Source organism: Pseudomonas reinekei, from assembly GCF_001945365.1.
GTDB classification, from domain to species: domain Bacteria; phylum Pseudomonadota; class Gammaproteobacteria; order Pseudomonadales; family Pseudomonadaceae; genus Aquipseudomonas; species Aquipseudomonas reinekei.
This window is the reverse complement of the sequence record NZ_MSTQ01000015.1, coordinates 37,990-62,660: the sequence shown is the minus strand read 5'-3', so window position 1 is coordinate 62,660 and position 24,671 is coordinate 37,990. Positions and strand designations below refer to the sequence as shown.

21 protein-coding genes are annotated in these 24,671 nt (G+C 58.6%); 11 read left to right on the top strand and 10 right to left on the bottom strand.

All coding sequences use genetic code 11. The annotated features are described in order from the left end of the window. Positions 1 to 267: 267 nt before the first annotated feature. The 6 genes from BVK86_RS21655 (at position 268) to BVK86_RS21630 (ending at position 9,610) form a co-directional block, all read left to right on the top strand. Positions 268 to 4,116 (top strand): bifunctional diguanylate cyclase/phosphodiesterase, encoded by a 3,849-nt coding sequence (locus BVK86_RS21655; protein ID WP_075948375.1) that lies wholly within the window; start codon positions 268 to 270, stop codon positions 4,114 to 4,116. Positions 4,117 to 4,242: 126 nt separating this feature from the next. Then, positions 4,243 to 5,496, top strand: coding sequence for a serine hydroxymethyltransferase (glyA, locus tag BVK86_RS21650; protein WP_075948374.1), 1,254 nt, complete (start codon positions 4,243 to 4,245; stop codon positions 5,494 to 5,496). 256 nt (positions 5,497 to 5,752) lie between these two features. Beyond that, the gene (locus BVK86_RS21645; RefSeq protein WP_075948373.1) at positions 5,753 to 6,310 is read left to right on the top strand and encodes a hypothetical protein; all 558 of its coding nucleotides are present in this window, start codon (positions 5,753 to 5,755) and stop codon (positions 6,308 to 6,310) included. A gap of 400 nt (positions 6,311 to 6,710) precedes the next feature. After that, positions 6,711 to 8,024 (top strand): C4-dicarboxylate transporter DctA, encoded by a 1,314-nt coding sequence (locus BVK86_RS21640; protein ID WP_075948372.1) that lies wholly within the window; start codon positions 6,711 to 6,713, stop codon positions 8,022 to 8,024. 85 nt (positions 8,025 to 8,109) lie between these two features. Next, complete coding sequence (locus BVK86_RS21635; protein ID WP_075948371.1) at positions 8,110 to 8,814, top strand: FadR/GntR family transcriptional regulator; 705 nt, start codon at positions 8,110 to 8,112, stop codon at positions 8,812 to 8,814. 25 nt (positions 8,815 to 8,839) lie between these two features. Continuing rightward, positions 8,840 to 9,610 (top strand): GntR family transcriptional regulator, encoded by a 771-nt coding sequence (locus tag BVK86_RS21630; RefSeq protein WP_083659344.1) that lies wholly within the window; start codon positions 8,840 to 8,842, stop codon positions 9,608 to 9,610. 21 nt (positions 9,611 to 9,631) lie between these two features. Here the strand turns inward: BVK86_RS21630 and yjiA are convergent, their stop codons facing one another. From yjiA to BVK86_RS21615, 3 genes are all read right to left on the bottom strand, one after another. After that, positions 9,632 to 10,618 carry a GTPase gene (yjiA, locus tag BVK86_RS21625; protein ID WP_162279047.1) on the bottom strand — a complete coding sequence of 329 codons (987 nt, stop codon included), beginning with the start codon at positions 10,616 to 10,618 and terminating at the stop codon, positions 9,632 to 9,634. Between the two features lie 106 nt (positions 10,619 to 10,724). Further along, a complete protein-coding gene (locus BVK86_RS21620; RefSeq protein WP_007895266.1) occupies positions 10,725 to 10,922 on the bottom strand; it encodes a YbdD/YjiX family protein in 198 nt (65 codons plus the stop codon). A 15-nt stretch (positions 10,923 to 10,937) separates the two neighbouring features. Further along, a complete protein-coding gene (locus BVK86_RS21615) occupies positions 10,938 to 13,004 on the bottom strand; it encodes a carbon starvation CstA family protein (protein ID WP_075948369.1) in 2,067 nt (688 codons plus the stop codon). Positions 13,005 to 13,163: 159 nt separating this feature from the next. On the opposite strand from BVK86_RS21615, the gene BVK86_RS21610 reads away from it, so the two are divergent. Further along, the gene (locus BVK86_RS21610; protein WP_075948368.1) at positions 13,164 to 13,532 is read left to right on the top strand and encodes a PilZ domain-containing protein; all 369 of its coding nucleotides are present in this window, start codon (positions 13,164 to 13,166) and stop codon (positions 13,530 to 13,532) included. Positions 13,533 to 13,587: 55 nt separating this feature from the next. On the opposite strand, the gene radA is transcribed toward BVK86_RS21610, so the two are convergent. Then, positions 13,588 to 14,955 (bottom strand): DNA repair protein RadA, encoded by a 1,368-nt coding sequence (radA, locus tag BVK86_RS21605; RefSeq protein ID WP_075948367.1) that lies wholly within the window; start codon positions 14,953 to 14,955, stop codon positions 13,588 to 13,590. A gap of 540 nt (positions 14,956 to 15,495) precedes the next feature. On the opposite strand from radA, the gene mscL reads away from it, so the two are divergent. Beyond that, positions 15,496 to 15,918 (top strand): large-conductance mechanosensitive channel protein MscL, encoded by a 423-nt coding sequence (mscL, locus tag BVK86_RS21600; RefSeq protein ID WP_075948366.1) that lies wholly within the window; start codon positions 15,496 to 15,498, stop codon positions 15,916 to 15,918. 35 nt (positions 15,919 to 15,953) lie between these two features. Here the strand turns inward: mscL and BVK86_RS21595 are convergent, their stop codons facing one another. Continuing rightward, positions 15,954 to 16,730, bottom strand: a complete 777-nt coding sequence (locus BVK86_RS21595; protein WP_075948364.1) for a ferredoxin--NADP reductase — start codon at positions 16,728 to 16,730, stop codon at positions 15,954 to 15,956. Between the two features lie 350 nt (positions 16,731 to 17,080). On the opposite strand from BVK86_RS21595, the gene BVK86_RS21590 reads away from it, so the two are divergent. Both BVK86_RS21590 and BVK86_RS21585 read left to right on the top strand, forming a co-directional pair. Then, positions 17,081 to 17,812 carry a helix-turn-helix transcriptional regulator gene (locus BVK86_RS21590; RefSeq protein ID WP_075948362.1) on the top strand — a complete coding sequence of 244 codons (732 nt, stop codon included), beginning with the start codon at positions 17,081 to 17,083 and terminating at the stop codon, positions 17,810 to 17,812. Positions 17,813 to 17,976: 164 nt separating this feature from the next. Further along, entirely contained in the window at positions 17,977 to 19,101 is a 1,125-nt protein-coding gene (locus BVK86_RS21585; protein ID WP_075948360.1) for a methyltransferase, read from the top strand. A 72-nt stretch (positions 19,102 to 19,173) separates the two neighbouring features. Here the strand turns inward: BVK86_RS21585 and BVK86_RS21580 are convergent, their stop codons facing one another. Genes BVK86_RS21580 through BVK86_RS21570 form a run of 3 tightly spaced genes read right to left on the bottom strand, consistent with a single transcriptional unit; the run spans position 19,174 to position 21,821 of the window. Then, positions 19,174 to 19,341 carry a DUF2474 domain-containing protein gene (locus tag BVK86_RS21580; protein WP_075948358.1) on the bottom strand — a complete coding sequence of 56 codons (168 nt, stop codon included), beginning with the start codon at positions 19,339 to 19,341 and terminating at the stop codon, positions 19,174 to 19,176. Positions 19,342 to 19,373: 32 nt separating this feature from the next. Beyond that, positions 19,374 to 20,381, bottom strand: a complete 1,008-nt coding sequence (gene cydB, locus BVK86_RS21575; RefSeq protein WP_075948357.1) for a cytochrome d ubiquinol oxidase subunit II — start codon at positions 20,379 to 20,381, stop codon at positions 19,374 to 19,376. Positions 20,382 to 20,384: 3 nt separating this feature from the next. Beyond that, on the bottom strand, positions 20,385 to 21,821 hold the full coding sequence (locus BVK86_RS21570) for a cytochrome ubiquinol oxidase subunit I (RefSeq protein WP_075948356.1): 1,437 nt from the start codon (positions 21,819 to 21,821) through the stop codon (positions 20,385 to 20,387). A 493-nt stretch (positions 21,822 to 22,314) separates the two neighbouring features. On the opposite strand from BVK86_RS21570, the gene BVK86_RS21565 reads away from it, so the two are divergent. Then, the gene (locus BVK86_RS21565) at positions 22,315 to 23,553 is read left to right on the top strand and encodes an MFS transporter (protein WP_075948355.1); all 1,239 of its coding nucleotides are present in this window, start codon (positions 22,315 to 22,317) and stop codon (positions 23,551 to 23,553) included. Positions 23,554 to 23,559: 6 nt separating this feature from the next. Here the strand turns inward: BVK86_RS21565 and BVK86_RS21560 are convergent, their stop codons facing one another. Beyond that, a complete protein-coding gene (locus BVK86_RS21560; RefSeq protein ID WP_075948354.1) occupies positions 23,560 to 24,111 on the bottom strand; it encodes a DJ-1 family glyoxalase III in 552 nt (183 codons plus the stop codon). Positions 24,112 to 24,178: 67 nt separating this feature from the next. Further along, positions 24,179 to 24,628: a DUF4879 domain-containing protein gene (locus BVK86_RS21555; RefSeq protein WP_075948353.1), complete on the bottom strand. Its 450-nt coding sequence runs from the start codon at positions 24,626 to 24,628 to the stop codon at positions 24,179 to 24,181. Positions 24,629 to 24,671 lie beyond the last annotated feature (43 nt).

The window sequence follows — 24,671 nt, the reverse complement described above, 5'->3', positions numbered from 1 at the left end:
GACAGATGAATGATTAGGGCGCAGGGGATACCTGGCCAGGCCGTGCGCGTCGCCCGATTGAAAGCTATCAATATGTGCGCGCTGAAAAAGCCTGATTTTAGGAGCTGGAACGCTCCCGCGTAACCGGCAAAGCTACCTGAATGACGGAAGGCCGTCCAGCCGAGCGGGGCTGGCACTTTGCCACAACTCAAGGCATGCTAGCCGCCCTTCGGGCGTCCGGCTTATAGTGCACGTCGCGCCAGTCCAGCCAAACCGCAGGATTAAAGTTTGTCCAACGTCCCTCCGCCCCTGACCACCCGTGCACCGACCTCGGCGCCCGGTTCACCCCTGCGCGGCACCTTGAAAGGCGCGCTCGCGACACTGGTGCTGATGCTGCTCGCCCTGATGTTCTGGCAGTTACTGGATCAGTTGCGCGAAACCCAGAAAATCCAGCGCCAGTACACCATCGACCACACCGCCGACCTCGCGGCCCAGGTCAGTCTGAACATGGCGCTCAATGCCCAGATTGCCTCGAATCTGCTGCCGATCGTCGAACAGCCGCAAAGTGCCGACGAACAGCAGGAGCTGCTGCGCAAGGTGCAAAGGTCCTTGCCGGACCTGGTCAGCCTTGCCTTGCTCAGCCCTTCGGGCAGAATCATCAATGACAGCGCCAGTAACAGCGAAGATGCCGATTATCTGGCCGAGCTGGTTCGGCGCAGTCGCGCCCAACCACATTATTTCAGCAATGCCATTGATGGCTCCGTGGTGCACCTGTTGCTGCATCAGGCCAGCGGCAGCACCCGCGGCTACTGGGCCTTGCGCCTGAAGCCGACGTTTTTCTCGTCCCTGACCAACATCAATGAAGCGGGCGACCGCCCCCTGTGGCTGGTGGAAAACCGCTTCAATCACCAGATCATCAGTCGTGACGAATCACTGCCTCTGGTCAATCCCGGCACCCTGACCGAGGACGACGTGTCCAACAGCGTGCTGACCGTTCCCTTGAGCAGCAGCGACTGGCAACTGCGTGGTTTGTTCGATCGCCAGCGCGTGCTCGAAGAGCTGTTGCCCGCTTTCATCGGCAAATGCCTGTTGGGATTGGCCTTCTCCATGCTGCCGTTCATCGTTCTGCTGAACATGCGCCGCCGCCAGCGCCAATTGCATGAAGGCCGCCGCCGCTATCAGGAGATTTTCGAGGGTACCGGCGTCGCGCTGTGTGTGCTCGATATGGCCAGCCTGAAAAGCGTCTTCGACAAGGCCCAGCTGCACAGCAACGAGCAACTGCACGCATGGCTCGCGGTTCCGGAACAACGTCGACAATTGCTGCAAGCGCTGCGGGTTACCGAAGTCAACCAGGTCGCCCTGCAACTGCTCAACGTCAACACCTCCCAGCAGGCCTGGGACTTGCTGATAAACGGCAACCCAGTGGATGGCAGCGCCATCGGCAATCAGATGCTCGAAGCAGTGCTCAATCAGCAGGAGCAACTGGAGCTGGAAATCAAACTGCTGGACGCCACAGGCCGCGACCAACATCTGTGGCTGGTGCTGCGCCTGCCGAAGAACCCGGCCGACTATAAAGCCGTGATCCTGAGCATCACGGACATCACCAGCCGCAAGCTCATCGAGCTGTCGCTGCAAGAGCGTGAAGGGTTTTGGTCCGATGTCGTGCGTACCGTGCCCGATCACCTGTACGTCCAGGACGTGATCAGCCAGCGCATGATTTTCAGTAACCATCACTTGGGGCAGACCCTCGGCTATAACCGCGCCGAACTGCAACAGATGGGCGAGTACTTCTGGGAAATCCTCCTGCACCCCGACGACGCCGACTACTACCACCGCTCACGCCAGAGTCAGCGTCAGGGTGGTTACAGCCAACTGTTGCAATGCCAGTTGCGCTTCCGGCATCGCGACGGCGAATGGCGACGCTTCGACATTCGCGAACAGGCCCTGGCGCGGGACAAGCACGACCAGGTGACTCGCATCATCGGCGTGGCCAAGGACGTCACCGAACAGATCGAAGCCAGCGAGTCCCTGCGCGACAGCGAACAGCGTTACCGTATGCTCGCCGAGAGCATCAGCGACGTGATCTTCTCCACCGACAGCCGCATGAGCCTCAATTACGTCAGCCCGTCGGTGCAAGCCGTACTGGGCTACGACGCCGAGTGGATTTTCCAGAACGGCTGGCAATCGACCATCGCCAACCCTCAACAACTGACCGGTATCTACAGCCTGATGGAACGGGTCGGCAAAGCGCTGGACCAGCCCGACCAGCTGGCCCTGTTGCGCAATCAGGTACAGACCCAATTGTTCCTGTTCGACTGCCTGCGGGCCGACGGCCGCAAGATCCCGATCGAGTTGCGCCTGGTGCTGGTCTGGGACGAGCACGGCGCCTTCGAAGGCGTGCTCGGTGTCGGACGCGATATCAGCCAGCAACGCCGCGCCGAAAAAGACCTGCGCATGGCCGCCACGGTATTCGAGCACTCGACCTCGGCGATCCTGATCACCGACCCGGCCGGCTACATCGTTCAGGCCAACGAGGCCTTCAGCCGAGTCAGCGGTTATGCGGTGGAGCAAGTGCTCGACCAGTTGCCGAGCATGCTGACCGTCGACGAGCAGCAGGAAGCCCACCTGCGTTATGTGCTCAAGCAGCTCAATCAGCACAGCACCTGGGAAGGCGAAGTGTGGTTGCGGCGCCGCAACGGTGAACATTACCCGGCGTGGGTCGGCATCACCGCGGTGCTGGACGACGAAGGCGACCTCGCCAGTTATGTGTGCTTCTTCAGCGACATCAGCGAGCGTAAAGCCAGCGAGCAGCGGATTCATCGCCTCGCCTATTACGACGCGCTGACGCACCTGCCCAATCGAACCCTGTTCCAGGATCGTTTGCACACGGCGCTGCAGGCCGCCGAACGGCAGAAGTCCTGGGTGGTGCTGATGTTCCTCGACCTCGACCGTTTCAAACCGATCAACGACTCCCTGGGCCACGCCGCCGGCGATCGCATGCTCAAGGAAATGGCCACGCGCCTGCTCGGTTGCGTCGACGATGACGACACCGTGGCGCGCATGGGCGGTGACGAGTTCACCCTGCTGCTGCAACCGCGCGCCAACCGCGAGATTGCCTTGAACCGGGCCATTCACGTGGCCGAACAGATTCTTGCCAGCCTGGTGAAACCGTTCGTGCTCGAAGGCCGCGAATTCTTTGTCACGGCCAGTATCGGCATCGCCCTGAGCCCGCAGGACGGCAACGAGCTCAGCCAACTGATGAAGAACGCCGACACGGCGATGTACCACGCCAAGGAGCGCGGCAAGAACAACTTCCAGTTCTATCAGGCGGACATGAACGCCAGCGCCCTGGAGCGTCTGGAGCTGGAAAGCGACCTGCGCCACGCCCTGGAACAGAACGAATTCGTGCTGTATTACCAGCCGCAGTTCAGCGGCGATGGCAAACGTTTGACTGGCGCTGAAGCCCTGCTGCGTTGGCGTCATCCGCGCCGTGGCCTGGTGCCGCCGGGGGATTTCATTCCCGTGCTTGAAGAGCTCGGGCTGGTGGTGGATGTGGGGGACTGGGTGATCAGCGAGGCCTGCCGACAACTCAAGACCTGGCATCAGGCGAAAGTGCGCGTGCCGAAGGTGTCGGTGAACATTTCGGCGCGACAATTCTCCGACGGCCAGCTCGGCACGCGGATCGCCACCATTCTCAAGGAAACCGGCCTGCCGCCGGCGTGCCTGGAGCTGGAGTTGACCGAAAGTATCCTGATGCGCGAAGTCAGCGAGGCCATGCAGATCCTCGACGGCCTGAAGAATCTTGGCCTGAGTATTGCGGTCGACGACTTCGGCACCGGTTATTCATCGCTCAATTACCTCAAGCAGTTCCCGATCGACGTGCTGAAAATCGACCGCACTTTCGTCGATGGCCTGCCCTCCGGCGAGCAGGACGCGCAGATTGCCCGCGCCATTATCGCCATGGCCCACAGCCTCAATCTGGCGGTGATCGCCGAGGGCGTGGAAACCCATGAGCAACTGGATTTCCTGCGCGAACACGGTTGCGACGAGGTTCAAGGCTATCTGTTTGGCCGACCGATGCCGGCCAACGCATTCGAAGTGCAATTCAGCAATGATGCGCTGTTCATGTTCGACTGATGTGCAGTCACCGCTGATCCCCCCATGAAAGCCACTTGTCTGCGACATGATGTCGTTTCATATGCCTTCCAAAACCCATTGGGTTAGAATGCCCCCCTTTTCTGCCCCCGATCCTTGAGGACCGCCATGTTCAGCCGTGATTTGACTATTGCCAAGTACGACGCCGATCTCTTTGCCGCCATGGAGCAAGAAGCTCAGCGCCAGGAAGAGCACATTGAGCTGATCGCTTCGGAAAACTACACCAGCCCTGCGGTGATGGAAGCTCAAGGCTCGGTACTGACCAACAAGTACGCCGAAGGCTACCCGGGCAAGCGCTACTACGGTGGCTGCGAGTACGTCGACGTTGTCGAGCAACTGGCCATCGACCGCGCCAAAGAACTGTTCGGCGCCGATTACGCCAACGTTCAGCCACACGCTGGCTCCCAAGCCAACGCCGCGGTCTACCTGGCCCTGCTGTCGGCCGGTGACACCATCCTGGGCATGAGCCTGGCCCACGGCGGTCACCTGACCCACGGCGCCAGTGTTTCGTCTTCGGGCAAGCTGTACAACGCCATCCAGTACGGCATCGACGCCAATGGCCTGATCGACTACGACGAAGTCGAGCGCCTGGCCGTTGAGCACAAGCCAAAAATGATCGTGGCTGGTTTCTCTGCCTACTCGCAGATCCTCGACTTCCCGCGCTTCCGTGCAATCGCCGACAAAGTAGGTGCTTACCTGTTCGTCGATATGGCTCACGTGGCCGGTCTGGTCGCTGCTGGCGTCTACCCGAACCCGGTTCCATTCGCTGACGTCGTGACCACCACCACCCACAAGACCCTGCGCGGTCCACGTGGCGGCCTGATCCTGGCTCGCGCCAACGCCGACATCGAGAAAAAGCTCAACTCCGCGGTATTCCCGGGCGCCCAGGGCGGCCCGCTGGAGCACGTGATCGCTGCCAAGGCGATCTGCTTCAAGGAAGCACTGCAGCCTGAGTTCAAGGCTTACCAGCAACAAGTGGTGAAAAACGCCCAGGCCATGGCCAGCGTGTTCATCGAGCGCGGTTTCGACGTGGTGTCCGGCGGTACTGAAAACCACCTGTTCCTGCTGTCGCTGATCAAGCAGGAAATCTCCGGTAAAGACGCCGACGCCGCTCTGGGCAAAGCGTTCATCACCGTGAACAAGAACTCCGTGCCAAACGATCCACGCTCCCCGTTCGTCACCTCCGGCCTGCGCTTCGGCACCCCGGCTGTGACCACTCGCGGCTTCAAGGAAGCAGAGTGCAAGGAACTGGCTGGCTGGATCTGCGACATCCTGGCTGACCTGAACAACGAAGCGGTGATCGACGCCGTTCGCGAGAAGGTCAAGGCTATCTGCAAGAAGCTGCCAGTGTACGGCGCTTGATAAGCCCGCTAAAACAGCAGTAATAAAAACCGGCACTCGTGCCGGTTTTTTTATGCACACTATTCTTGGCAAGAAACAAATCAAACCTTGCAGCCTGGTTCACCCGGGCAAACTTTATTGTTTTGCAATACACTCAAAATCCACAGTTAAAACCTACATGCTAACTTTCTTCCAACTCACCACCCATCAGTGAGCAACTTTCGCAATTCATTTATGAAGTCTGCGAATACCAAACCTTACGGAAGAGATTTTTGACATGCAAAACATGGATGCAAGCCAATCGTTTACAGCACAATTATTTGTTAATGGCACACCGGTCGCTCTCGCCGGTAAAGTTCTTCAGAAAAAACTGGAAGCTCCTGACATCTCGGAGTACTGGTCCGGTGTCTTTCGCAGGCAGATGGAGCGGGTCAAGAACATGTTGAGCTACGGTGAAGAGGTCGTCCCGGAGACCTTTCTATTCGCTCACCACGATGGCGTCTACACCATCAAGGTTGCAGATGAAAATGGGCAATTCGTTAATTCCGCGAGCATGGAAGGCGAACTTCGCAATTTGACCGTGTTCGAGGGCACTGATCCAACTTACTTCCACATCATCAATGGCGCGGGCGACAGTGTAAAACTTGATAACTTGCCGGAAGCACTCAATAAAATCCGTCTCCATACCGGACCACAACGCAGGGAAGTTCATACCTATGGCGACGAACCTAACTTTCCGACACTGACAGACCTGAAAGATCGAGGAGGCCGCCTGGTATTCTTCGAATTGAAAATCCTTGAGCGCGGTGTGCGCCAGTCCACTAACTCGAAGTAACGCAAAAAAACAGTCGGAACATGGTAAGCGCCGCGCCTTCATAAATGATTGCGGCACTTGCTGAACTCGAAAACCGGTCAACCCCTGACCGGTTTTTTTCTGGCCAAAACGGCTGTTCTCGGAGAATAACCCGACGCGCCTTTCACCATCGCGGTATCAATCGGGTCCCCTTACCGAATCCCGCATCCGAGCATTTACCCACTGCAATCGCTCAAGCTCGGGCATCAAGGCGCAACTGGTCAGACCGGTCATGCCAATTCATCACTTTTCGCTTGCGGATTGGAAAATATGGCGCCTAGACTAGGCCCGCACTGGACATACCGGTAAGACCACAATAATTAAGTCCTGAATCTGATGCGCACAGCGTACGGCAGCCAGGACACCGACCAGGATTCCTCCCATGCTCAGATGGTGCTCGCGTTCAATCTTCCTCCAAGTGGTTCTCGGACTGGTGCTCGGCATCGTCTGCGGGCTGACCCTTCCCGAATATTCCGCTCAGCTCAAACCACTCGGTGACGGTTTCATCAAACTGATCAAAATGCTCATCGGCCTGATCGTGTTTTGCGTGGTGGTCAGCGGCATCAGCGGTGCGGGCGATCTCAAGAAGGTCGGGCGCATCGGCCTGAAATCGGTCATCTACTTCGAAGTGCTGACCACCATCGCCCTGGTGATCGGCCTGGTGCTCGCCTTCAGCACCGGGATCGGCAGCGGCGCGAACATTCATCTGGACCAGCTCTCCGCCGCCGACATGGGCGACATCGCCCAGCGCGGTCAGCACATGCACACCACCACACAGTTCCTGATGGACTTGATCCCGACGTCGGTGATTGGTGCTTTCGCCGACAACAATATCCTGCAAGTCCTGCTGTTTTCCGTGCTGTTCGGCAGCGCGCTGAACCTGGTGGGCGAGGCGGCTTCAGGCATTTCGCGATTAATCAACGAACTGAGCCATGTGATCTTCCGCATCATGGGCATGATCGTGCGCTTGGCGCCGATCGGCGTGTTCGGCGCCATCGCTTTCACCACCAGTAAATATGGCCTGGATTCGCTACAGCATCTGGGTAGCCTGGTCGGCTTGTTTTACCTGACCTGTGTGGCCTTTGTGGCGCTGGTTCTCGGCCTGGTGATGCGCCTTTCCGGCTTGAAGATGTGGCCGTTGCTCAAGTACCTGCGCGAAGAACTGATGATCGTCATGGGCACCGCATCGTCCGACGCCGTGCTGCCACAAATCATGCGCAAGCTTGAGCATCTGGGCATCGGCAGCTCGACGGTCGGGCTGGTGATTCCTACCGGTTACTCGTTCAACCTCGACGGCTTTTCGATCTACCTGACGCTGGCCATCGTGTTCATCGCCAATGCCACCGGCACACCGCTGGCCTTGACCGATCTGCTGACGATTCTGCTGGTGTCGTTGATCACCTCCAAGGGTGCACACGGTATACCGGGTTCGGCGCTGGTGATTCTGGCGGCCACCCTGACGGCGATTCCCGCGATCCCGGTGGTGGGTCTGGTGCTAGTGCTGGCCGTGGACTGGTTCATGGGCATCGGCCGGGCGCTGACTAATCTGATCGGCAATTGCGTCGCCACTGTGGCCATCGCCCGCTGGGAAAAGGACATCGATATCCAGCGAGCAAACAAGGTGCTTTCCGGCCAGGAGGGTTATACCTTCCAGCCGAGAAAACCGGTCGCACCGGCGCATCAGCAGGAGTTCTGAATTCCCCCCCTGTAGGAGCCGCCGCAGGCTTCCATCGTTTGACCTAGCCTGCGGCACTGCCCTTACACGCTCATGGAGCAATCAAGTGATAAGCACCTCAACCGTCGTAAATTCAGTGGTAGAAAAACTTCGGGCCGCGCTGGCCCGTGGTCAGTGGCGCTCCGGTGAAATGCTGCCCGGGCAGCGCGAGCTGGCCGAACAACTGGGCATCAGCCGCCCGAGCCTGCGTGAAGCGGTTATCGTTCTGGAAACCCTCGGCCTGGTGCGCTCGATGCCGGGCAAAGGCGTGGTGGTGCTGGATGCCAATCTCGCTGACAGCCAGTCGCATGACAGTGCAGTGGCTGCGGCGAGCCTGGAAGACGTGCTGCAACTGCGCTACACCCTCGAACCGTTCATCGTCGGCCTCGTGGCGCAGTCCATCAGCAGCAAGGAAGTCGGGCAACTGCGCCTGACCCTGATGGACATGCGCGAAGCATTGGATGCCAACGACAGTGAAGCAGGTGTGAATGCCTACATCGCCTTCCACGAAGAGCTGTTCACACTGACGTCGAATCCGATTTTCCAGAGCGTGGTCCAGCAGACCAGCAACGCCCTCAAGCAAAGCGCCGAGGTGCTGCGCAACTCGCCGGAGCATCTGGCTGAACGCCTTGAAGAAAACGAAGCCGTAGTGCGTGCAATTCGCGGCAAGAACAGCGCTCAGGCGAGCGCCGAGATGCGTCGACACATTCTTCGCGAGGGCCAGCGAATGGGCATCGAATTGAACATTCCGGATGACAACCTCGGCAGTTGAAATCTCTTCGAACCGGAGACAGGCCATGAACAGCTTCGCCTCACTGCAAACCCTCGCCACCCTGCCCGTGCGTCCGAGCGTGGATGATCTGTATTCACAGGTCTTCGACGCCATTCTCGAACAGCGTCTCCACTCGGCCAGTCGATTTACCGAAGAAAGCCTGGCGCAAATGTTCAGCGCCAGGCGCAGCGACGTTCGCGCAGTGCTGACGCGACTGTCCCATCAGCAAGTCATCATCCTGCGAGTGAACCATCGTCCCCGCGTCGCCGAACTCGATACCGAGCAGACGCGACAGGCACTGCATGCGCGGCGTCTGGCCGAAATCATGTTGGTACGACTGGCCTGTCAGCGGCCTGTTGCGCAAGACCTGAAACGCCTTCGCGCACTGATCGAAAGCGAACGCCAATGCACAGAACAAGGCCAGGCACTGCGCCTCTGCGGAGCGTTTCATCTGCAATTGGCAGAGATGGCGGGTAACGCACCCCTGTCGCAGTTTCTCGACAACCTGGTACCCCGGATCTCGCTCGCGCTTGCGCAGTTTGATCAGCATTCGAAGGATTATTGCGTGTGGCAAGTGCACCAGGAGATTCTGGGAGCGCTAGAGCAAGGTGATGCCGCGAAGGCGGAAACCCTGCTCAACCAGCATTTGGATTATCTGGAAGAAGTGTTGCTGAGCCCTGTATCGGCAAGAGGTCAGAATTGTGCCGCAGGTAAGTCCGCTATCGCGAGCAGGCTCGCGGCCACAAGGGGCTGCATTTCAAATGTGGAAGCGAGCCTGCACGCGATATCGACTTAAGGCTCGCCGCCACTTCCAGCCTTAATCCGCCGCCACCCGCGCAAAGCCTTCGCGAATTTTCTCCTCAGGCAAATCATCGGCGATGAACACGATCACGCTTTCACGCACTTCGTCCACGGCCCACTCGGTATCCCAGTCGAAGCCGTAAAGCTTCAATACGCCCTGAAACACCATGCGTCGCGGTTCACCCAAAATGTTCAGCACACCTTTGTAGCGCAGCAGTTGTTTGCCGTGCTCTTCCAACAGCTCGTTCATGAACTCGCTGAGTTTGTCGATATCCAGCGGTTTGTCGGTGCGCAGCACCAGGCTGGAAATGCGGTCGATGGAAGGGGCCTGGCTCACCGGGCGCAGACTTACGCCACCGCCGAGGTCCGCATTGAGATTGAAACCGCGCACGTCGAGCAATTCGGCCAAGTCGATGTTGCCGTGATCGACCACACGGATCGGGGCGCGGCGGTTGATACGGGTCAGGCGTTCGCTCAATGCGTCGAAGGTCGGCTCGTCCACCAGATCGCGCTTGCTCACCAGCAAGCGGTCGGCAAAGCCGATCTGCGCCTGGGCGATGGTCTGGGTCAAGTGAGTCTCGGCATGCGCCGCGTCGACCAGCGTGATGATGCCGTCGAGGATGTAGCGCTCGCGCAATTCTTCATCGATGAAAAACGTTTGCGCGACCGGCGCCGGATCAGCCAGGCCGGTGCATTCGATCACCAGACGATCGAAGGCGATCTCTCCACTGTCCCGGCGTTCGAGTAGCAGATAAAGAGCCTTGGTCAAATCGGTGTGAATGGTGCAGCAGACGCAGCCGTTGGACAGCGTCATCACTTGCACCGGTTCGTCGCCCAATAGTTGGGTGTCGATACCGGCGTCGCTGAATTCGTTCTCGATCACGGCGATTTTCAGGCCGTGCTCGGCTTTGAGCAAATGGCGCAGCAAGGTGGTTTTGCCGGCGCCGAGAAAGCCGCTGAGGATCGTGACGGGGATTGGAGCTGACAAAAGAAGATCTCCCATGCGCTGAAAAAACTGCAGGAGCCCGGCTTGTCGGCGATAGCGACCTGAAGATCGCTATCGCCGGCAAACCGGGCTCCTGCAGTCGTGTGTGCCTAGACCTCGTGCCTCAACAGCACTTCGGCCCACCCTTGCCACCGTAACGGGCTTCCTGACGTTCTCGGAAGAACATCTCGTAGCTCATCACCGGTTTGTCCGGGTGCTTGGTTTGCATGTGCTCGACGTAGTTGTCGTAGTCGGGCATGCCGACCATCAAGCGCGCGGCCTGACCGAGGTATTTACCGAGGCGACTCAGGTCATTGAACATGCTGCAAATCCTCGATTACGCGTCCGGCTGGGCCTGGAATGGCGATTCTTTATCCGTACGCTCTTTTTTGCCCCAGGCGGCAATACCGACCTTGAGCGCATAGAACAGGATGCTGAACACCACGAACAGGAACAAAGCCGTCAGCGTTGCGTTGGTGTAGGCGTTGAAAATCACGTGCTGCATCTGAGCGATGTCCTTGGCCGGAGCGAGGATCTGGCCGTTAGCCAGGGCATCGCTGTATTTTTTCGCCAGGGACAGAAAGCCGATCGCCGGGTTGGCGTCGAACAGCTTGATGAAGCCCGCCGTCGTGGTGCAGATCAGCAACCACACAGCCGGCAACATGGTGACCCAGACATAGCGCTGGCGTTTCATCTTGATCAGCACGACGGTACCAAGCATCAACGCGATACCGGCCAGCATCTGATTGGAGATACCGAACAGCGGCCACAGGGTGTTGATGCCACCCAGCGGATCGATCACGCCCTGATACAACAACCAGCCCCACATCGCCACACAGCCGGCGGTGGCGATCAGGTTGGCGGTCCAGGACTCGGTGCGTTTCAGCGCCGGCACGAACGAGCCGAGCAAGTCCTGCAGCATGAAACGACCGGCACGGGTACCGGCGTCCACCGCGGTGAGGATGAACAGCGCTTCGAACAGGATCGCGAAGTGGTACCAGAACGCCATGGTGTTTTCACCCGGCAGCACACTGTGCAGGATTTGCGCGATACCGACCGCCAGGGTCGGCGCACCACCGGCACGGGCCAGGATGGTGGTTTCGCCGATGTCATGGGCGACTGCTTGCAGCGCTTCCGGGGTGATTGCAAAGCCCCAGCTGCTGACTGCCGTCGCCACCGACACCACATCACCGCCAACCACGGCGGCCGGGCTGTTCATGGCGAAGTACACGCCCGGCTCAATCACCGAAGCGGCCACCATGGCCATGATCGCCACGAACGACTCCATCAGCATGCCGCCGTAACCGATGTAACGGGCGTTGACCTCGTTATCGAGCAACTTCGGCGTGGTGCCGGAGGAAATCAGCGCATGGAAACCAGAGACCGCACCGCACGCGATGGTGATGAACAGGAACGGAAACAGACCGCCCTTCCATACCGGACCGGTGCCGTCGACGAACTGGGTCAGTGCCGGCATTTTCAGCTCGGGCATGGTCACCAGAATACCGATGGCCAAGGCAACGATGGTGCCGATCTTCAGGAACGTGGAGAGGTAGTCTCGCGGCGCCAGGATCAGCCACACCGGCAACACTGCCGCGACAAAACCATAACCGATCAGCATCCAGGTGATCTGGATACCGGTGAAGGTGAAGGCCTTGGCCCACACCGGATCAGCAGCAATCTGCCCACCGAGCCAGATCGAACCCAGCAGCAACAGCACGCCGATGATCGAGATCTCGCCGATGCGGCCCGGGCGGATGTAGCGCATGTAAATGCCCATGAACATCGCGATCGGGATGGTCGCCATCACCGTGAAAATACCCCATGGGCTTTCGGCCAAAGCCTTCACCACGATCAGCGCCAGCACCGCGAGGATGATGATCATGATCAGGAAGCAGCCGAACAGCGCGATGGTGCCGGGGATGCGGCCCATTTCTTCACGAACCATGTCACCCAGGGAACGACCGTTGCGGCGGGTGGACATGAACAGGACCATGAAGTCCTGAACGGCACCGGCCAGCACCACACCGGCGATCAGCCAGAGTGTGCCGGGCAGATAGCCCATTTGCGCCGCCAGAACCGGACCCACCAGTGGCCCCGCGCCTGCGATGGCCGCGAAGTGATGACCAAAGAGGATGTGTTTGTTGGTTGGAACGTAGTCCAGACCATCATTGTTGAGTACGGCGGGGGTGGCCCGTCGCGGGTCGAGCTGCATCACATTGTTAGCGATGAACAGACTGTAGTAGCGGTACGCGACCAGATAAATGGCCACGGCAGCGACCACAATCCACAAGGCATTGATTGCCTCACCTCGGCGCAGTGCCACTACACCCAGGGCGCACGCCCCTACGATTGCCAGCACCAGCCAGGGTAGATGGCGTAGCAGGCTATTATTATTTTTCATTTTATTATTCCAGCCAGAGTGGACAAGAAAGACAGCCACACCGAGTTTAGCTCTCCTGACGGTAAAGACCATACCCCAACGTTGGTCTAGAGCCCTGTCCTGGCTGGCAGGTTTGAACAATGCCGGTCTATAGTCAGCGAACATCCAGAGGATTGCGCCATGAGCGAGCACACCGCCAATCGCCGTCGTTTCAAACGTATTGCGTTCGATGCCAGGACCGAGCTCAGCCAGGGCGAGTACATCTGGCCGGTAAAGCTGATCGACCTGTCGCTCAAGGGGCTGTTGATCGAGCGGCCCGAACCCTGGCTGGGCGATGGTGAGCAAGACTTTTACGTAGACATTCATCTGAACGATGACGTCGATATAAAAATGGACGTGCGACTGGCCCATGAAGAAAACGGCCAGCTTGGATTCGTTTGCCGGCACATCGGCCTGGAATCGATCCAGCGCCTGAGACGATTGATTGAGCTGAACCTGGCGGATCCGCAGGAACTGGAGCGGGAGCTGGGTGCGCTGATCGAAGTTTGAACGCTGCTCCGTGCAGGAGCTGACGCGAGCTGCTCCTGCACAGGGGAGATTGTCGTTATTCGAAGAGTGCGTCGAGGGCTTGTTCCAGACGGGTCACGGCGATGATCTGCAGCCCTGGCGGCGATTCCTTCGGCGCATTGCCCTTGGGCACGATGGCCCGTTTGAAACCGTGTTTGGCCGCTTCCTTCAGGCGTTCCTGACCGCTGGGCACCGGGCGTACTTCACCGGACAGACCAACCTCGCCGAACACCAGCAAATCGTGGGGCAGCGGCCGGTTGCGCAGGCTGGACATGACGGCCGCCATCAATGCCAGATCGGAGGCGGTTTCCAGCACCTTCACCCCGCCTACCACATTGAGGAACACATCCTGGTCGTGGGTCGGAATGCCGCCGTGCCGGTGCAGCACCGCCAGCAACATCGCCAGGCGATTCTGATCCAGCCCCAAGGTCACACGGCGAGGGTTGGCCAGGTGGCTGTCATCCACCAGCGCCTGGACTTCCACCAGCATCGGACGGGTGCCTTCCCAAGTGGCCATGACCACACTGCCCGGGACTTCTTCTTGAGCACGGGTCAGAAAAATCGCCGATGGGTTGGAGACTTCTTTCAAACCCTTGTCCGTCATGCCGAACACACCGAGCTCGTTCACTGCACCGAAACGGTTCTTCACCGCCCGCAGCAAACGCAGACGACCATCGGACTCGCCTTCGAAATACAGCACGGTGTCGACCATGTGCTCCAGCACGCGCGGACCGGCCAGCGCGCCTTCCTTGGTGACATGCCCCACCAGGAAAATCGCCGTCCCGCTCTGTTTGGCATATCGCACCAGCAATGCCGCGCTTTCGCGCACTTGGGACACGCCGCCCGGCGCAGATTGCAACTGCTCGGTGAAGATCGTCTGGATCGAGTCGATCACCATGACCTTGGGTTTTTCGAGACGCGCCGTGGCGATAATGGTTTCGATGCAGGTTTCGGTCATGACCCGCAGTTGATCCTGCGGCAAGCCCAGACGGCGGGCACGCATCGCCACTTGTTGCTGGGATTCTTCCCCCGTGACGTAAAGGGCCGGCATGGTTTTGGCGAGATTACACAAGGTTTGCAGCAGGATGGTCGACTTGCCGATGCCAGGGTCACCGCCGATCAGCACCACCGAGCCATCGACGAGGCCACCGCCCAACACCCGGTCCAGCTCACTCGACGCAGTGGAAAAGCGCGGGATCTCTTCGACACTGACTTCGGCCAGGGTTTTGATCTGCGCCTGCTGCCCCGTCCAACCGGTGCGACCGCTTGGCGCCGCCGCCCCGCCGCTTTCCACCATGGTTTCGGTCAGCGTATTCCAGGCACCGCACTCGCCGCACTGGCCGGCCCACTTCGGGAAGGTTGAGCCGCACTCGGTGCAGCCGTACATGCGCTTGGCCTTGGCCATCTGAACTCCCGGCAAAAAACACGATGATAGCGCAGCTGACGTACATCAGCGCGAGGGAGTTGCCCGGTGGCGGCTCTTGAATATCAGACGGTTTCGAACCACCTGAACGCTGTCGTTAATCGCTCTAGTTTAAAACCTGTACAAAACTTCCCCACGGCGCGCCGTACCTTCGTTCAATTATTTATACAAAACCGTGACAATTTGAATTGGAGCGTACAAACATTAAGCGATTCATTTAGCACTTAGCGCACACACTCAAATATTACCCGTTACATCATTCATTGCATTTTTTCGTAACATGCCTGCACTGTTCCAAATGACGACCCATATTAGAGTACGCGCACTAAAAAACCCGACAACTGCAAAACCTATGAGAAACAAATTCCCATTTTTGCGCCTGACCCGTGATGTCATTCTGTAAACTTTTCGCCGTTGGTCAGGTCGATAGCAGGTAGCTTTGTAAGCAGTCGTGTCGAGCAGGATGTGTTTGGCTGATTTACACTGCGTTCACCAACCTCATCTGTAACAAGGAAATAACCTATGGGCGTGATAAGTGAGTTCAAGGCCTTCGCGGTCAAAGGCAACGTGATCGACATGGCCGTCGGTATCATCATCGGCGCCGCTTTCGGCAAGATCGTTACCTCCTTTGTCGGCGACGTAATCATGCCGCCCATTGGGCTGCTGATCGGCGGCGTGGACTTCAGTGACCTGGCCATTACCCTCAAAGCCGCCAGCGGCGATGCCCCGGCGGTGGTGCTGGCGTACGGTAAGTTCATCCAGAGCCTGATCGACTTCGTCATCGTCGCCTTTGCGATCTTCATGGGCATCAAGGCGATCAACCAACTCAAGCGTGAAGAGGCCGTCGCCCCTAAACTGCCACCGGTGCCCACCAAGGAAGAAGAATTGCTGGGAGAGATTCGCGACCTGCTCAAGGCCCAGAACAATCGGCCTGGACCGCTTTAGCGACATAGAAAACGGCGCCCTCGAGCGCCGTTTTTTTACCAGAAGTTTTCCACGGCGACCTGACCAGGCCGTCGGCTCAGGCTCAAATGCATGTCCCGTTGTTTGAGCAATTTACGCGTGTCGTCAATCATCTGTGGATTACCACACAGCATGACCCGCGAGTGTTCCGGCGTCAGCGCCACTCCAGCCGCGCGCTCCAATTCGCCATTTTCGATCAGGGTCGTAATCCGACCCTCTAGGGCGCCGGGATGCTGTTCTCGGGTGACGGTATTGATCAGTTGCAATTTATGCGCGTATTGCGCCAGATATTCTCGTTGCGCCAGCCCCGCGATCAATGCTTGATAGGCCAGTTCCCGCGACTCGCGCACACTATAGACCAGGATGATTCGCTCGAACTTCTCCCACACCTCAAAGTCCTGAAGGATCGACAGAAAGGGCGCAATCCCCGTGCCTGTGGATAACAACCAGAGATCACGCCCATCGACGAAGCGATCCAGTGTCAGGTATCCGAACGCCTGGCGATCGACCAGCAGTGTATCGCCAACGCCCAGCCGACTGAGCTCACTGGTGAACTCCCCGCCGGGAACGACAATGGAAAAGAACTCGAGATACTCGTCAAAAGGCGATGACACCATGGAGTAGGCGCGCCACACCGTGGTGCCGTCAGCCTTGGTCACGCCCAGCCGGGCAAACTGCCCGGCGCGGAATCGAAAGCCCTGATCCCGGGTGACTCGCAGGGTAAACAGGTTCGGGGTCAACGGCTGGACGTCCAGCAAGGTCTGGCGGGTAAATTTCTCTTCACTGGCGGTCATGGGTGGCTCCACTGAACGGATAACCGCAGTGTCTCGCAAAGAGGCCATCATAAACACCGATGTTTTGTAGTGCTTTTTAGCCAAGCACTCACAGTTCATATGTATCGCGTAAACCTTGGCAGCTTTACAGCTAACCATTCAGTTCACTTTGCTCAACTATTGAATTAACACCGTAATACATAATGCCTTTCAGGCCTGTAACAGAATATTTAGAACCAGATCCTTATCCATGCCTGGTGAATAAAGCAAAAAATTCTCATCATGCGTAGGAATGGTCCTACACTGAAATTCGCGCAGACCGGTTGGATCCAACTGCGCCCCCGATATCACAGCAGATAGGAGGTCTATTTATGGAGCGTTGGAAGGAGTTGCAACTCATACAATTGTCTCGAACAAACGACATTCAAATCGCCTACCGTATAGCACTCAATTTTGCAAAAAACATCGGATATAAATTTTGTGGCTTTTCAACCATTTACGCTACGACAGACGATCAACTCAAAACGTTTCGCTTCAACAACTATCCAAAGGGCTGGAACGCTCAATACGAAAAAAACAAGCTGTACTCCGTTGACCCGGTAGTAGCACATTGCAATCAATCCATGCTCCCTATTCTCTGGAGTGAAGACCTTTACAACAACATACCCTCAATGTGGGACTCACTCGAAACGCAAGGATTCCAGCATGGCTGGTCACAAGCCTTTCATGATGAAGAAAGCGGGCTGCGCAGCATTTTGAGCCTGGCGCGCAGTCATCGCTCAATCAGCGCGCTGGAGCTGTATGAACATCTTGGTTTTTCCGTATTTATCGGCCGTCACCTGCACAAGCTGGTCGCCCCGACACTGCCCATGAGGCCTGTCAAACCGCCAGGCCCACACTTGTCGCCACGGGAAATCGATGTGTTGAAACTGGCGGCGGATGGCAAAACGGCCTACGAAAGCGCCAGAATTCTCAATCTCAGTGCACGCACTGTTAATTTCCATGTGCAGGAATCCATTCGAAAACTAGGCGTCAATAACAAGGTCTCGGCCGTTATCGCTGCCGCCAAGGCGGGCCACCTCGACAGCAAGGCGATGAGCTGAGCGGAAAAACCTGCGGGTAATCCAGCACAAAAAACCGTACCATTTGCGGTCCCTCCTGAGTGATGAACGTGTGAACTCCCCACGACGCAGTCCACTCGGACGGCCCGCCCGCCAAGACGCCCCTGGGCCGCGGGATACCCGTTGATTTCCCAGAGCGACACTCCATGCCTTTGCTCCATACGCCTTTCGCCAGCCTCGATCTGATCCGCCAACCCGAACAGCAGAACGAACCGCTGCAAGCCTTTGATGCAGCCGATGAGTACCTGCTCAACCATCTGGCCGAACAGCAGCCTTCGGCCGACCTGCGAGTGTTGTTACTCAACGACAGTTTCGGTGCGTTGGCCGCCAGCCTGGCCGGCAAGGTCAGGGTAACCAGCAGCGGCGACTCGTTCCTGGCCGTTCAGGGCCTGGAAAAAAACCTGGTGCGCAATGGCCTGGCGTTTGACGCGGTAACACACGTACCTTCCAGTGAAGCCCTCGCAGGACCGTTTGACCGGGTGCTGATCCGGGTGCCGAAAACACTGGCATTGCTGGAAGAACAGTTGATCCGTCTGCAAGGCCAACTGGCGCCAGGCGCGCACGTGGTGGCCGGCGCAATGATCAAGCATTTGCCACGCGCCGCAGGTGATCTGCTGGAACGTTACGTGGGCCCGGTACAGGCCTCTCTGGCAGTGAAGAAGGCACGACTGCTGATGGCTACAGTCGAGACCAAGGCGCCGGTTACCTCGCCCTACCCGACCCGCTATCGACTCGACGAACCGGCAATCGAATTGCTTAACCATGCCAACGTGTTCTGCCGGGAAGGCCTGGACATCGGCACGCGGGCGTTTTTGCCGCACTTGCCGAAAAATCTCGGCGCCGCGCGGGTCGCCGACCTCGGTTGTGGCAACGGTGTGCTGGCCATCGCCAGTGCTCTGCAAAACCCCGAGGCGCATTACACGCTGGTGGACGAATCGTTCATGGCCGTGCAATCGGCCGCCGAAAACTGGCGCGCGGCATTGGGCGAGCGGGATGTCCTCGTGCGGGCCGGTGATGGTCTTGCCGGGCAGGAGCCCCAGTCGCTGGACGTGGTGCTGTGCAATCCACCCTTTCATCAGCAACAGGTCGTTGGCGACTTCCTGGCCTGGCGGATGTTTCAGCAGGCCCGAGAAGCGCTGGTAGTGGGCGGTGCGCTGTACATTGTCGGCAACCGACACCTGGGTTATCACAGCAAGCTTGCGCGCTTGTTCCGCGGTGTCGAGCAAGTGGCGGCCACGCCCAAATTCGTGATTCTCAAGGCCCGTAAATAACGGCAAAAAAACCCTCCGTCAGGAGGGTTGTGAAACCGTGCCGCAAGGCAACGGGATGGGATGTCAAGTTTTTCAGTGAGTGCTCAGGCCAGCGGCGTTCATGAACATGCGCATCAGGCTGGCGACGATGAACAGTGCACCGACGCTTCCCGCCCAGATCATGGCCAGCCAGCCGAGCCGCTGCCACAGCGGCTTTTTCTCGGCTTGTTGAATGTCGTGCAAGGATGGCTTGTTGGTCATTGCTTCAACCCTCTCGGTCAGGTCGATGGCGCCTAGTGATATCCATCTTCATGGGTCACCTTGCCGCGGAACACGTAGTAGCTCCAGAAGGTGTAGCCCAGGATGAACGGGATGATGAACAATGTACCCACCAGCATGAATCCCTGGCTCTGAGGTGGCGCGGCGGCGTCCCAGATCGAGATCGACGGCGGCACGATGTTCGGCCACAGGCTGATTCCCAATCCGCTGTAGCCGAGGAAGATCAGCACCAGCGTCAGCAGGAACGGCATGTAGTTCGCATTGCGCGCCACCGCCCGGATCAGACCGTACAACGTCACCAGCACCAGAATCGGCACCGGCAGGAACCAGAAAAGGTTCGGCAAGGTGAACCAGCGTGCAGCGATTTCCGCATGGGCCAGCGGGGTCCAGATACTGACGATACCGATCACCGCCAACAACACAAACGCCAACGGCCGCGCCAGGTCATGCATCTGTTCCTGCAACTTGCCTTCGGTCTTCATGATCAGCCAGGTGCAGCCGAGCAACGCGTAAGCCACCACCAGCGCGGCACCGCAGAACAGAGTGAATGGCGTCAGCCAATCCAGTGAGCCACCGGCAAACTGCCGATTGACCACCGGCAGACCATCGATGAACGCCCCCAGTGCCACGCCCTGGAAGAACGTCGCAGCCACCGAACCGCCGATGAATGCCTTGTCCCACAAGTGGCGTTTGTCGTCCTTGGCCTTGAAGCGGAACTCGAAGGCCACGCCACGGAAGATCAAGCCGATCAGCATGAAGATCAACGGCAGGTACAACGCCGAGAGCACCACCGAATAGGCCAACGGGAAAGCGCCGAACAGCGCCGCTCCGCCCAGGACCAGCCAGGTTTCGTTGCCATCCCACACCGGCGCGACGGTGTTCATCATCACGTCACGGTCAGTCTTGCCGGGAATGAACGGAAAGAGAATGCCGATGCCGAGGTCGAAGCCGTCCATGACCACGTACATCATGATGCCGAAGATGATGATCACGGCCCAGATCAGCGGAAGATCAATACCCATGATTCAAATCTCCTTGGTCACGGTGCGGTCGGTATCGGTGTTTTCATCGTCGGCTGCGGACAATGGACGTGCCGGGGTGCGTTTCTGGCCGGGACCGCCGTCGTTGGTTTCCTTGCCTTCATCGATTTTCGGCCCTTTGCGCACCAGGCGCATCATGTAGCCCAGACCCGCACCAAACAGCGCGAAATACACCACGACGAACAGGATCAGGGTGATGCTCATCTGCATGAAGCTATGGTTGGAGGACGCATCCGCCGTGCGCATCAGCCCGTACACCACCCACGGCTGACGGCCGATTTCGGTGGTGAACCAACCGGCGAGGATCGCGATCAATCCGGATGGGCCCATCCACAACGCCAGGTAGAGGAACGGGCGCGAGGTATAGAGCTTGTCGCTTTTGCGCAGCCACAGGCTCCACAAACCGGTGAAGATCATCAGCAAGCCCAGGCCGACCATGATCCGGAACGACCAGAACACGATGGTCGAATTCGGCCGGTCTTCAGGCGGGAACTCCTTGAGCGCCGGCACCTGTTTATCCAGCGAGTGGGTCAGGATCAGGCTGCCCAGGTAGGGGATCTCGACCGCGAATTTGGTCCTCTCTTCTTTCATGTCCGGCCAGCCGAACAGGATCAGCGGCGTTGCCTCGTCACCTTTGTTTTCCCAGTGGCCTTCGATCGCGGCAATTTTCGCCGGCTGATGCTCAAGGGTATTGAGGCCGTGGAAGTCACCGATGACCGCCTGGATCGGTGCCACGATCAGCGCCATCCACATCGCCATCGAGAGCATGGTGCGAATCGCCGGGTTGTCCTTGCCGCGCAGCAAATGCCAGGCTGCCGAAGAGCCCACGAAGAACGCCGTGGCCACAAACGCCGCCGTCGCCATGTGCATCAGGCGATAGGGGAATGATGGGTTGAAGATCACTGCCAGCCAGTCGGTTGGAATCACCTGACCGTTGATGATTTCAAAGCCCTGCGGTGTCTGCATCCAGCTGTTGGAGGCGAGAATCCAGAACGTCGAAATCAGCGTACCGATGGCCACCATGACGGTGGAAAAGAAGTGCAAGCCACGCCCGACCTTGTTCCAGCCGAACAGCATGACGCCCAGGAATCCGGCTTCGAGGAAGAATGCCGTGAGTACTTCATACGTCAGCAACGGACCGGTTACCGCCCCGGCGAAGTCCGAGAATCGGCTCCAGTTGGTGCCGAACTGATAGGCCATGACCAGCCCTGAAACCACGCCCATGCCAAAGTTGACGGCAAAGATCTTCGACCAGAAATGGTAAAGGTCCCGGTAAGTGTCGTTATGGGTCTTGAGCCACAAGCCCTCGAGCACCGCCAGGTAACTCGCCAGGCCAATAGTGATGGCCGGAAACAGGATGTGAAACGAGATGGTGAACGCGAACTGGATTCGGGCGAGATCAAGTGCCTCTAAACCGAACATAAGTCTTCCTCTATCAGGTAGTACGGCTGCGGGCTGAAAGCCTGCACCCACGGCCCCCACGGGTATGGAGTGTGGCGAATCTCTGTTTGTTCTTTTTTTTCACGCATCGCTACGCAGGGAGTCTGGCCGACTGGCCACCGAATCAACTCCCTCGGAAGGGTGTTGATCTGGATCAAGCAACGTAGAAAGAGTAGTCCCAATTTCGGGGATAAACTGCGTGGCCTTTTGCCGCGTGACAAGTTGCCTCATAGGGCTGTGGTATTCACCGGGGCGAGCGAGCTTGCTCGCGCTCGACTGCGCAGCAGTGGTCATACCGATAAAATGCCAGGGTTTGAGGGCGCTTCGCAGCCTGACAAAAGCAAGCTCCCTCGCCAGGGGAATCTGGCCCCGCTGATGATCGGTATCTAGCTAACTAAATATTCAGGCATGGCAACTTCCTGTTACACGTTGGTGATAACCTCACCCCTCCCTCTCCCCCAAGATTTGCCCGCAGATGCCTAGCCAAGAGCCCTTGCTGTTACGTCACCATCGCCCATTCCTTGCGTTCTGGCTGGCCCGGGTCTTTACCGCCAGCGGCTTTCAGATGCTCACGGTGGCCATTGGCTGGAACCTGTACCAATTGACCGGCAATGTGCTCGATCTGGGTCTGGTCGGGTTGGTTGAATTCGCGCCCCGCGTGCTGTTCATGCTGCACACCGGGCATGTCGCGGACCGCTACGACCGGCGCAAGGTCGCGGCCATCTGTCAATCTTTGCAAGCGCTGATTGCCCTGTCGCTGGCCATTGGCAGCGCGACTGATCATGTCACCCGGGAGATGATCTTCATCCTCGCCTTCCTGCTGGGAGCCGCCCGCTCCTTCGAGATGCCGACCACCCAGGCCTTGCTCCCCAGTATCGTGCCAAGCGCCCTCTTTCCACGCGCCGTAGCCGCCGCGCAATCGGCCCAGCAATCGGCAACCATCGTCGCCCCGGCCCTCGGCGGTTTGCTCTATGCGTTTGGCAGTGTGTGGGTCTATGGTCCGACGGTGGTCCTGTACATCATCGCTTGCGCATTGATGCTCAATTTGCCCGCTCGGCAAACGCCACTGAACAAGGGCAAGGCGACCCTGGATTCGCTGCTGGCAGGAATCCGTTTCATTCGCAGCCGGCCGGATATCCTCGGGGCGATTTCCCTGGACCTGTTCGCCGTGTTGCTGGGCGGGGCGACGGCGCTGCTGCCGGTCTTCGCCAAGGACATCCTGCTGACCGGTCCGTGGGGATTGGGCCTGCTGCGCTCAGCCCCGGCGGTGGGCGCGCTGCTGATGTCGCTGTACCTGGCACGGTTTGCCGTGGAGCGCAAAGTCGGGCGGGTGATGTTCACCGCCGTGGGCGTGTTTGGCGTGGCAACTATCGCCTTCGGCCTGTCGACCTCGTTCTGGTTTTCCCTGGCCGTGCTGGTGGTGCTGGGCGCGGCAGACATGATCAGCATGGTGATCCGCGCCTCGTTCGTACAACTGGAAACCCCGGACGAAATGCGCGGCCGGGTCAGTGCGGTGAACGGGCTGTTCATCGGCGCCTCAAACCAGCTGGGCGAATTCGAGTCCGGCCTGACCGCCCATTGGTTCGGCACCGTGCCGGCCGTGGTCATGGGGGGGGTTGGCACGCTGGTGGTGACCGGGACCTGGATCAAACTGTTCCCGACACTGGCGAATCGCGACCGCATGCATGCGCCTGCGGAGGAAGCCAGGACCTGAGCTGACCTAGGCCAAAAGCTCTGCCGCCACCGCCGCCCGTGTGGGCTTGCCGCACAATTGTTCCACCAGCGTCAGAGCAAACGCCAGCGCTGCCCCCGAACCCTGGGCGGTGATGCAGTTACCATCGACCACCACCGGTTGATCAACAAAGTTGCAACCTGACAGCTGATGGCTGGCTGAAGGCAAACACGTCATGCGCCGCTGACGCAGCACACCGGAAGCCTGCAGTGCAACGGCAGGCGCTTCGGCGATCCCGGCGAACAACCGACCGGCCGTGGCCTGATCCTTGATCAGCTGTTGCAATGGCTGGTGGGCTGCCAGGTGCTGCGCCCCTACGGAGCCACCGGGCAGGACGATCAGGTCGAAAGGCTGGGCCAGCAAATCCACCAGCATCGCATCAGAGGTCAGGCGAGTACCGCGTGCGCAGGTCAGCATGCGCCGCCCTTCGATGCTGGCCACCACGACTTCCACCCTGGCGCGGCGCAGTACATCAATCAGGGTCACGGTCTGCAGGTCATCAGTGCCCTCGGCGAGGGTAATCAAGGCTCGAAAGGTCATGGGAACAATCCACAGGAGGGTACTTAAAGCGTAGTCAGCTTTCCTTACCCTTGTTCGTGCCTGGTCGTTACTTGATGTAAAGCTGCGTCGACATCGTGTTGCGCGGCGCGTTGATCGAGGTATTGCTGTAGGTGAACGTGCCCTCCTGCTTGCCCGCCAGGCTGAAAATGTAGACGTTGCCGACGATTTTTGTTCGCTGCGAGCAATCCGTCAGGTTGCCGTTTTCGTATGCGCAGACGGGCGTACGGGTGCCATTCACCTCGAAACCATCCAGCGTCGCATGGGGCTGGCTGCGGCCGTAGCCCACTTCCAGCACGTAGATCCGGATATTCGGGCCATTGTGATTGCAGCGCGTCTGCGTCTGCCCTTCATCAATGTTTTCAAAACCACATTCAGGCGATTCGACCTTGAGCACTTTTACCTGGGTCAACGGCGGTGCCGAAGCCGCCGAAGCGCCTTGTGCCGCCAGCAGCAATGCCATCAAGCCACTGGACAAGATCGACAGACGCTTTTTCATCCAATTACCCCCCCAAAAAAACCAGTGCGCAGTATGGCGGGTT

Coding starts and splice junctions, on each gene's coding strand:
- BVK86_RS21585 (WP_075948360.1), top strand. CDS start 17,977: ATGCCTTTGCTCCATACGCCTTTCGCCAGCCTCGATCTGATCCGCCAA.
- BVK86_RS21560 (WP_075948354.1), bottom strand. CDS start 24,111: ATGACCTTTCGAGCCTTGATTACCCTCGCCGAGGGCACTGATGACCTG.
- BVK86_RS21630 (WP_083659344.1), top strand. CDS start 8,840: ATGAACAGCTTCGCCTCACTGCAAACCCTCGCCACCCTGCCCGTGCGT.
- BVK86_RS21555 (WP_075948353.1), bottom strand. CDS start 24,628: ATGAAAAAGCGTCTGTCGATCTTGTCCAGTGGCTTGATGGCATTGCTG.
- BVK86_RS21595 (WP_075948364.1), bottom strand. CDS start 16,730: ATGACCGCCAGTGAAGAGAAATTTACCCGCCAGACCTTGCTGGACGTC.
- BVK86_RS21610 (WP_075948368.1), top strand. CDS start 13,164: ATGAGCGAGCACACCGCCAATCGCCGTCGTTTCAAACGTATTGCGTTC.
- BVK86_RS21615 (WP_075948369.1), bottom strand. CDS start 13,004: ATGAAAAATAATAATAGCCTGCTACGCCATCTACCCTGGCTGGTGCTG.
- BVK86_RS21645 (WP_075948373.1), top strand. CDS start 5,753: ATGCAAAACATGGATGCAAGCCAATCGTTTACAGCACAATTATTTGTT.
- glyA (WP_075948374.1), top strand. CDS start 4,243: ATGTTCAGCCGTGATTTGACTATTGCCAAGTACGACGCCGATCTCTTT.
- cydB (WP_075948357.1), bottom strand. CDS start 20,381: ATGGGTATTGATCTTCCGCTGATCTGGGCCGTGATCATCATCTTCGGC.
- BVK86_RS21565 (WP_075948355.1), top strand. CDS start 22,315: ATGCCTAGCCAAGAGCCCTTGCTGTTACGTCACCATCGCCCATTCCTT.
- BVK86_RS21570 (WP_075948356.1), bottom strand. CDS start 21,821: ATGTTCGGTTTAGAGGCACTTGATCTCGCCCGAATCCAGTTCGCGTTC.
- BVK86_RS21590 (WP_075948362.1), top strand. CDS start 17,081: ATGGAGCGTTGGAAGGAGTTGCAACTCATACAATTGTCTCGAACAAAC.
- mscL (WP_075948366.1), top strand. CDS start 15,496: ATGGGCGTGATAAGTGAGTTCAAGGCCTTCGCGGTCAAAGGCAACGTG.
- yjiA (WP_162279047.1), bottom strand. CDS start 10,618: ATGGGAGATCTTCTTTTGTCAGCTCCAATCCCCGTCACGATCCTCAGC.
- BVK86_RS21640 (WP_075948372.1), top strand. CDS start 6,711: ATGCTCAGATGGTGCTCGCGTTCAATCTTCCTCCAAGTGGTTCTCGGA.
- BVK86_RS21580 (WP_075948358.1), bottom strand. CDS start 19,341: ATGACCAACAAGCCATCCTTGCACGACATTCAACAAGCCGAGAAAAAG.
- radA (WP_075948367.1), bottom strand. CDS start 14,955: ATGGCCAAGGCCAAGCGCATGTACGGCTGCACCGAGTGCGGCTCAACC.
- BVK86_RS21620 (WP_007895266.1), bottom strand. CDS start 10,922: ATGTTCAATGACCTGAGTCGCCTCGGTAAATACCTCGGTCAGGCCGCG.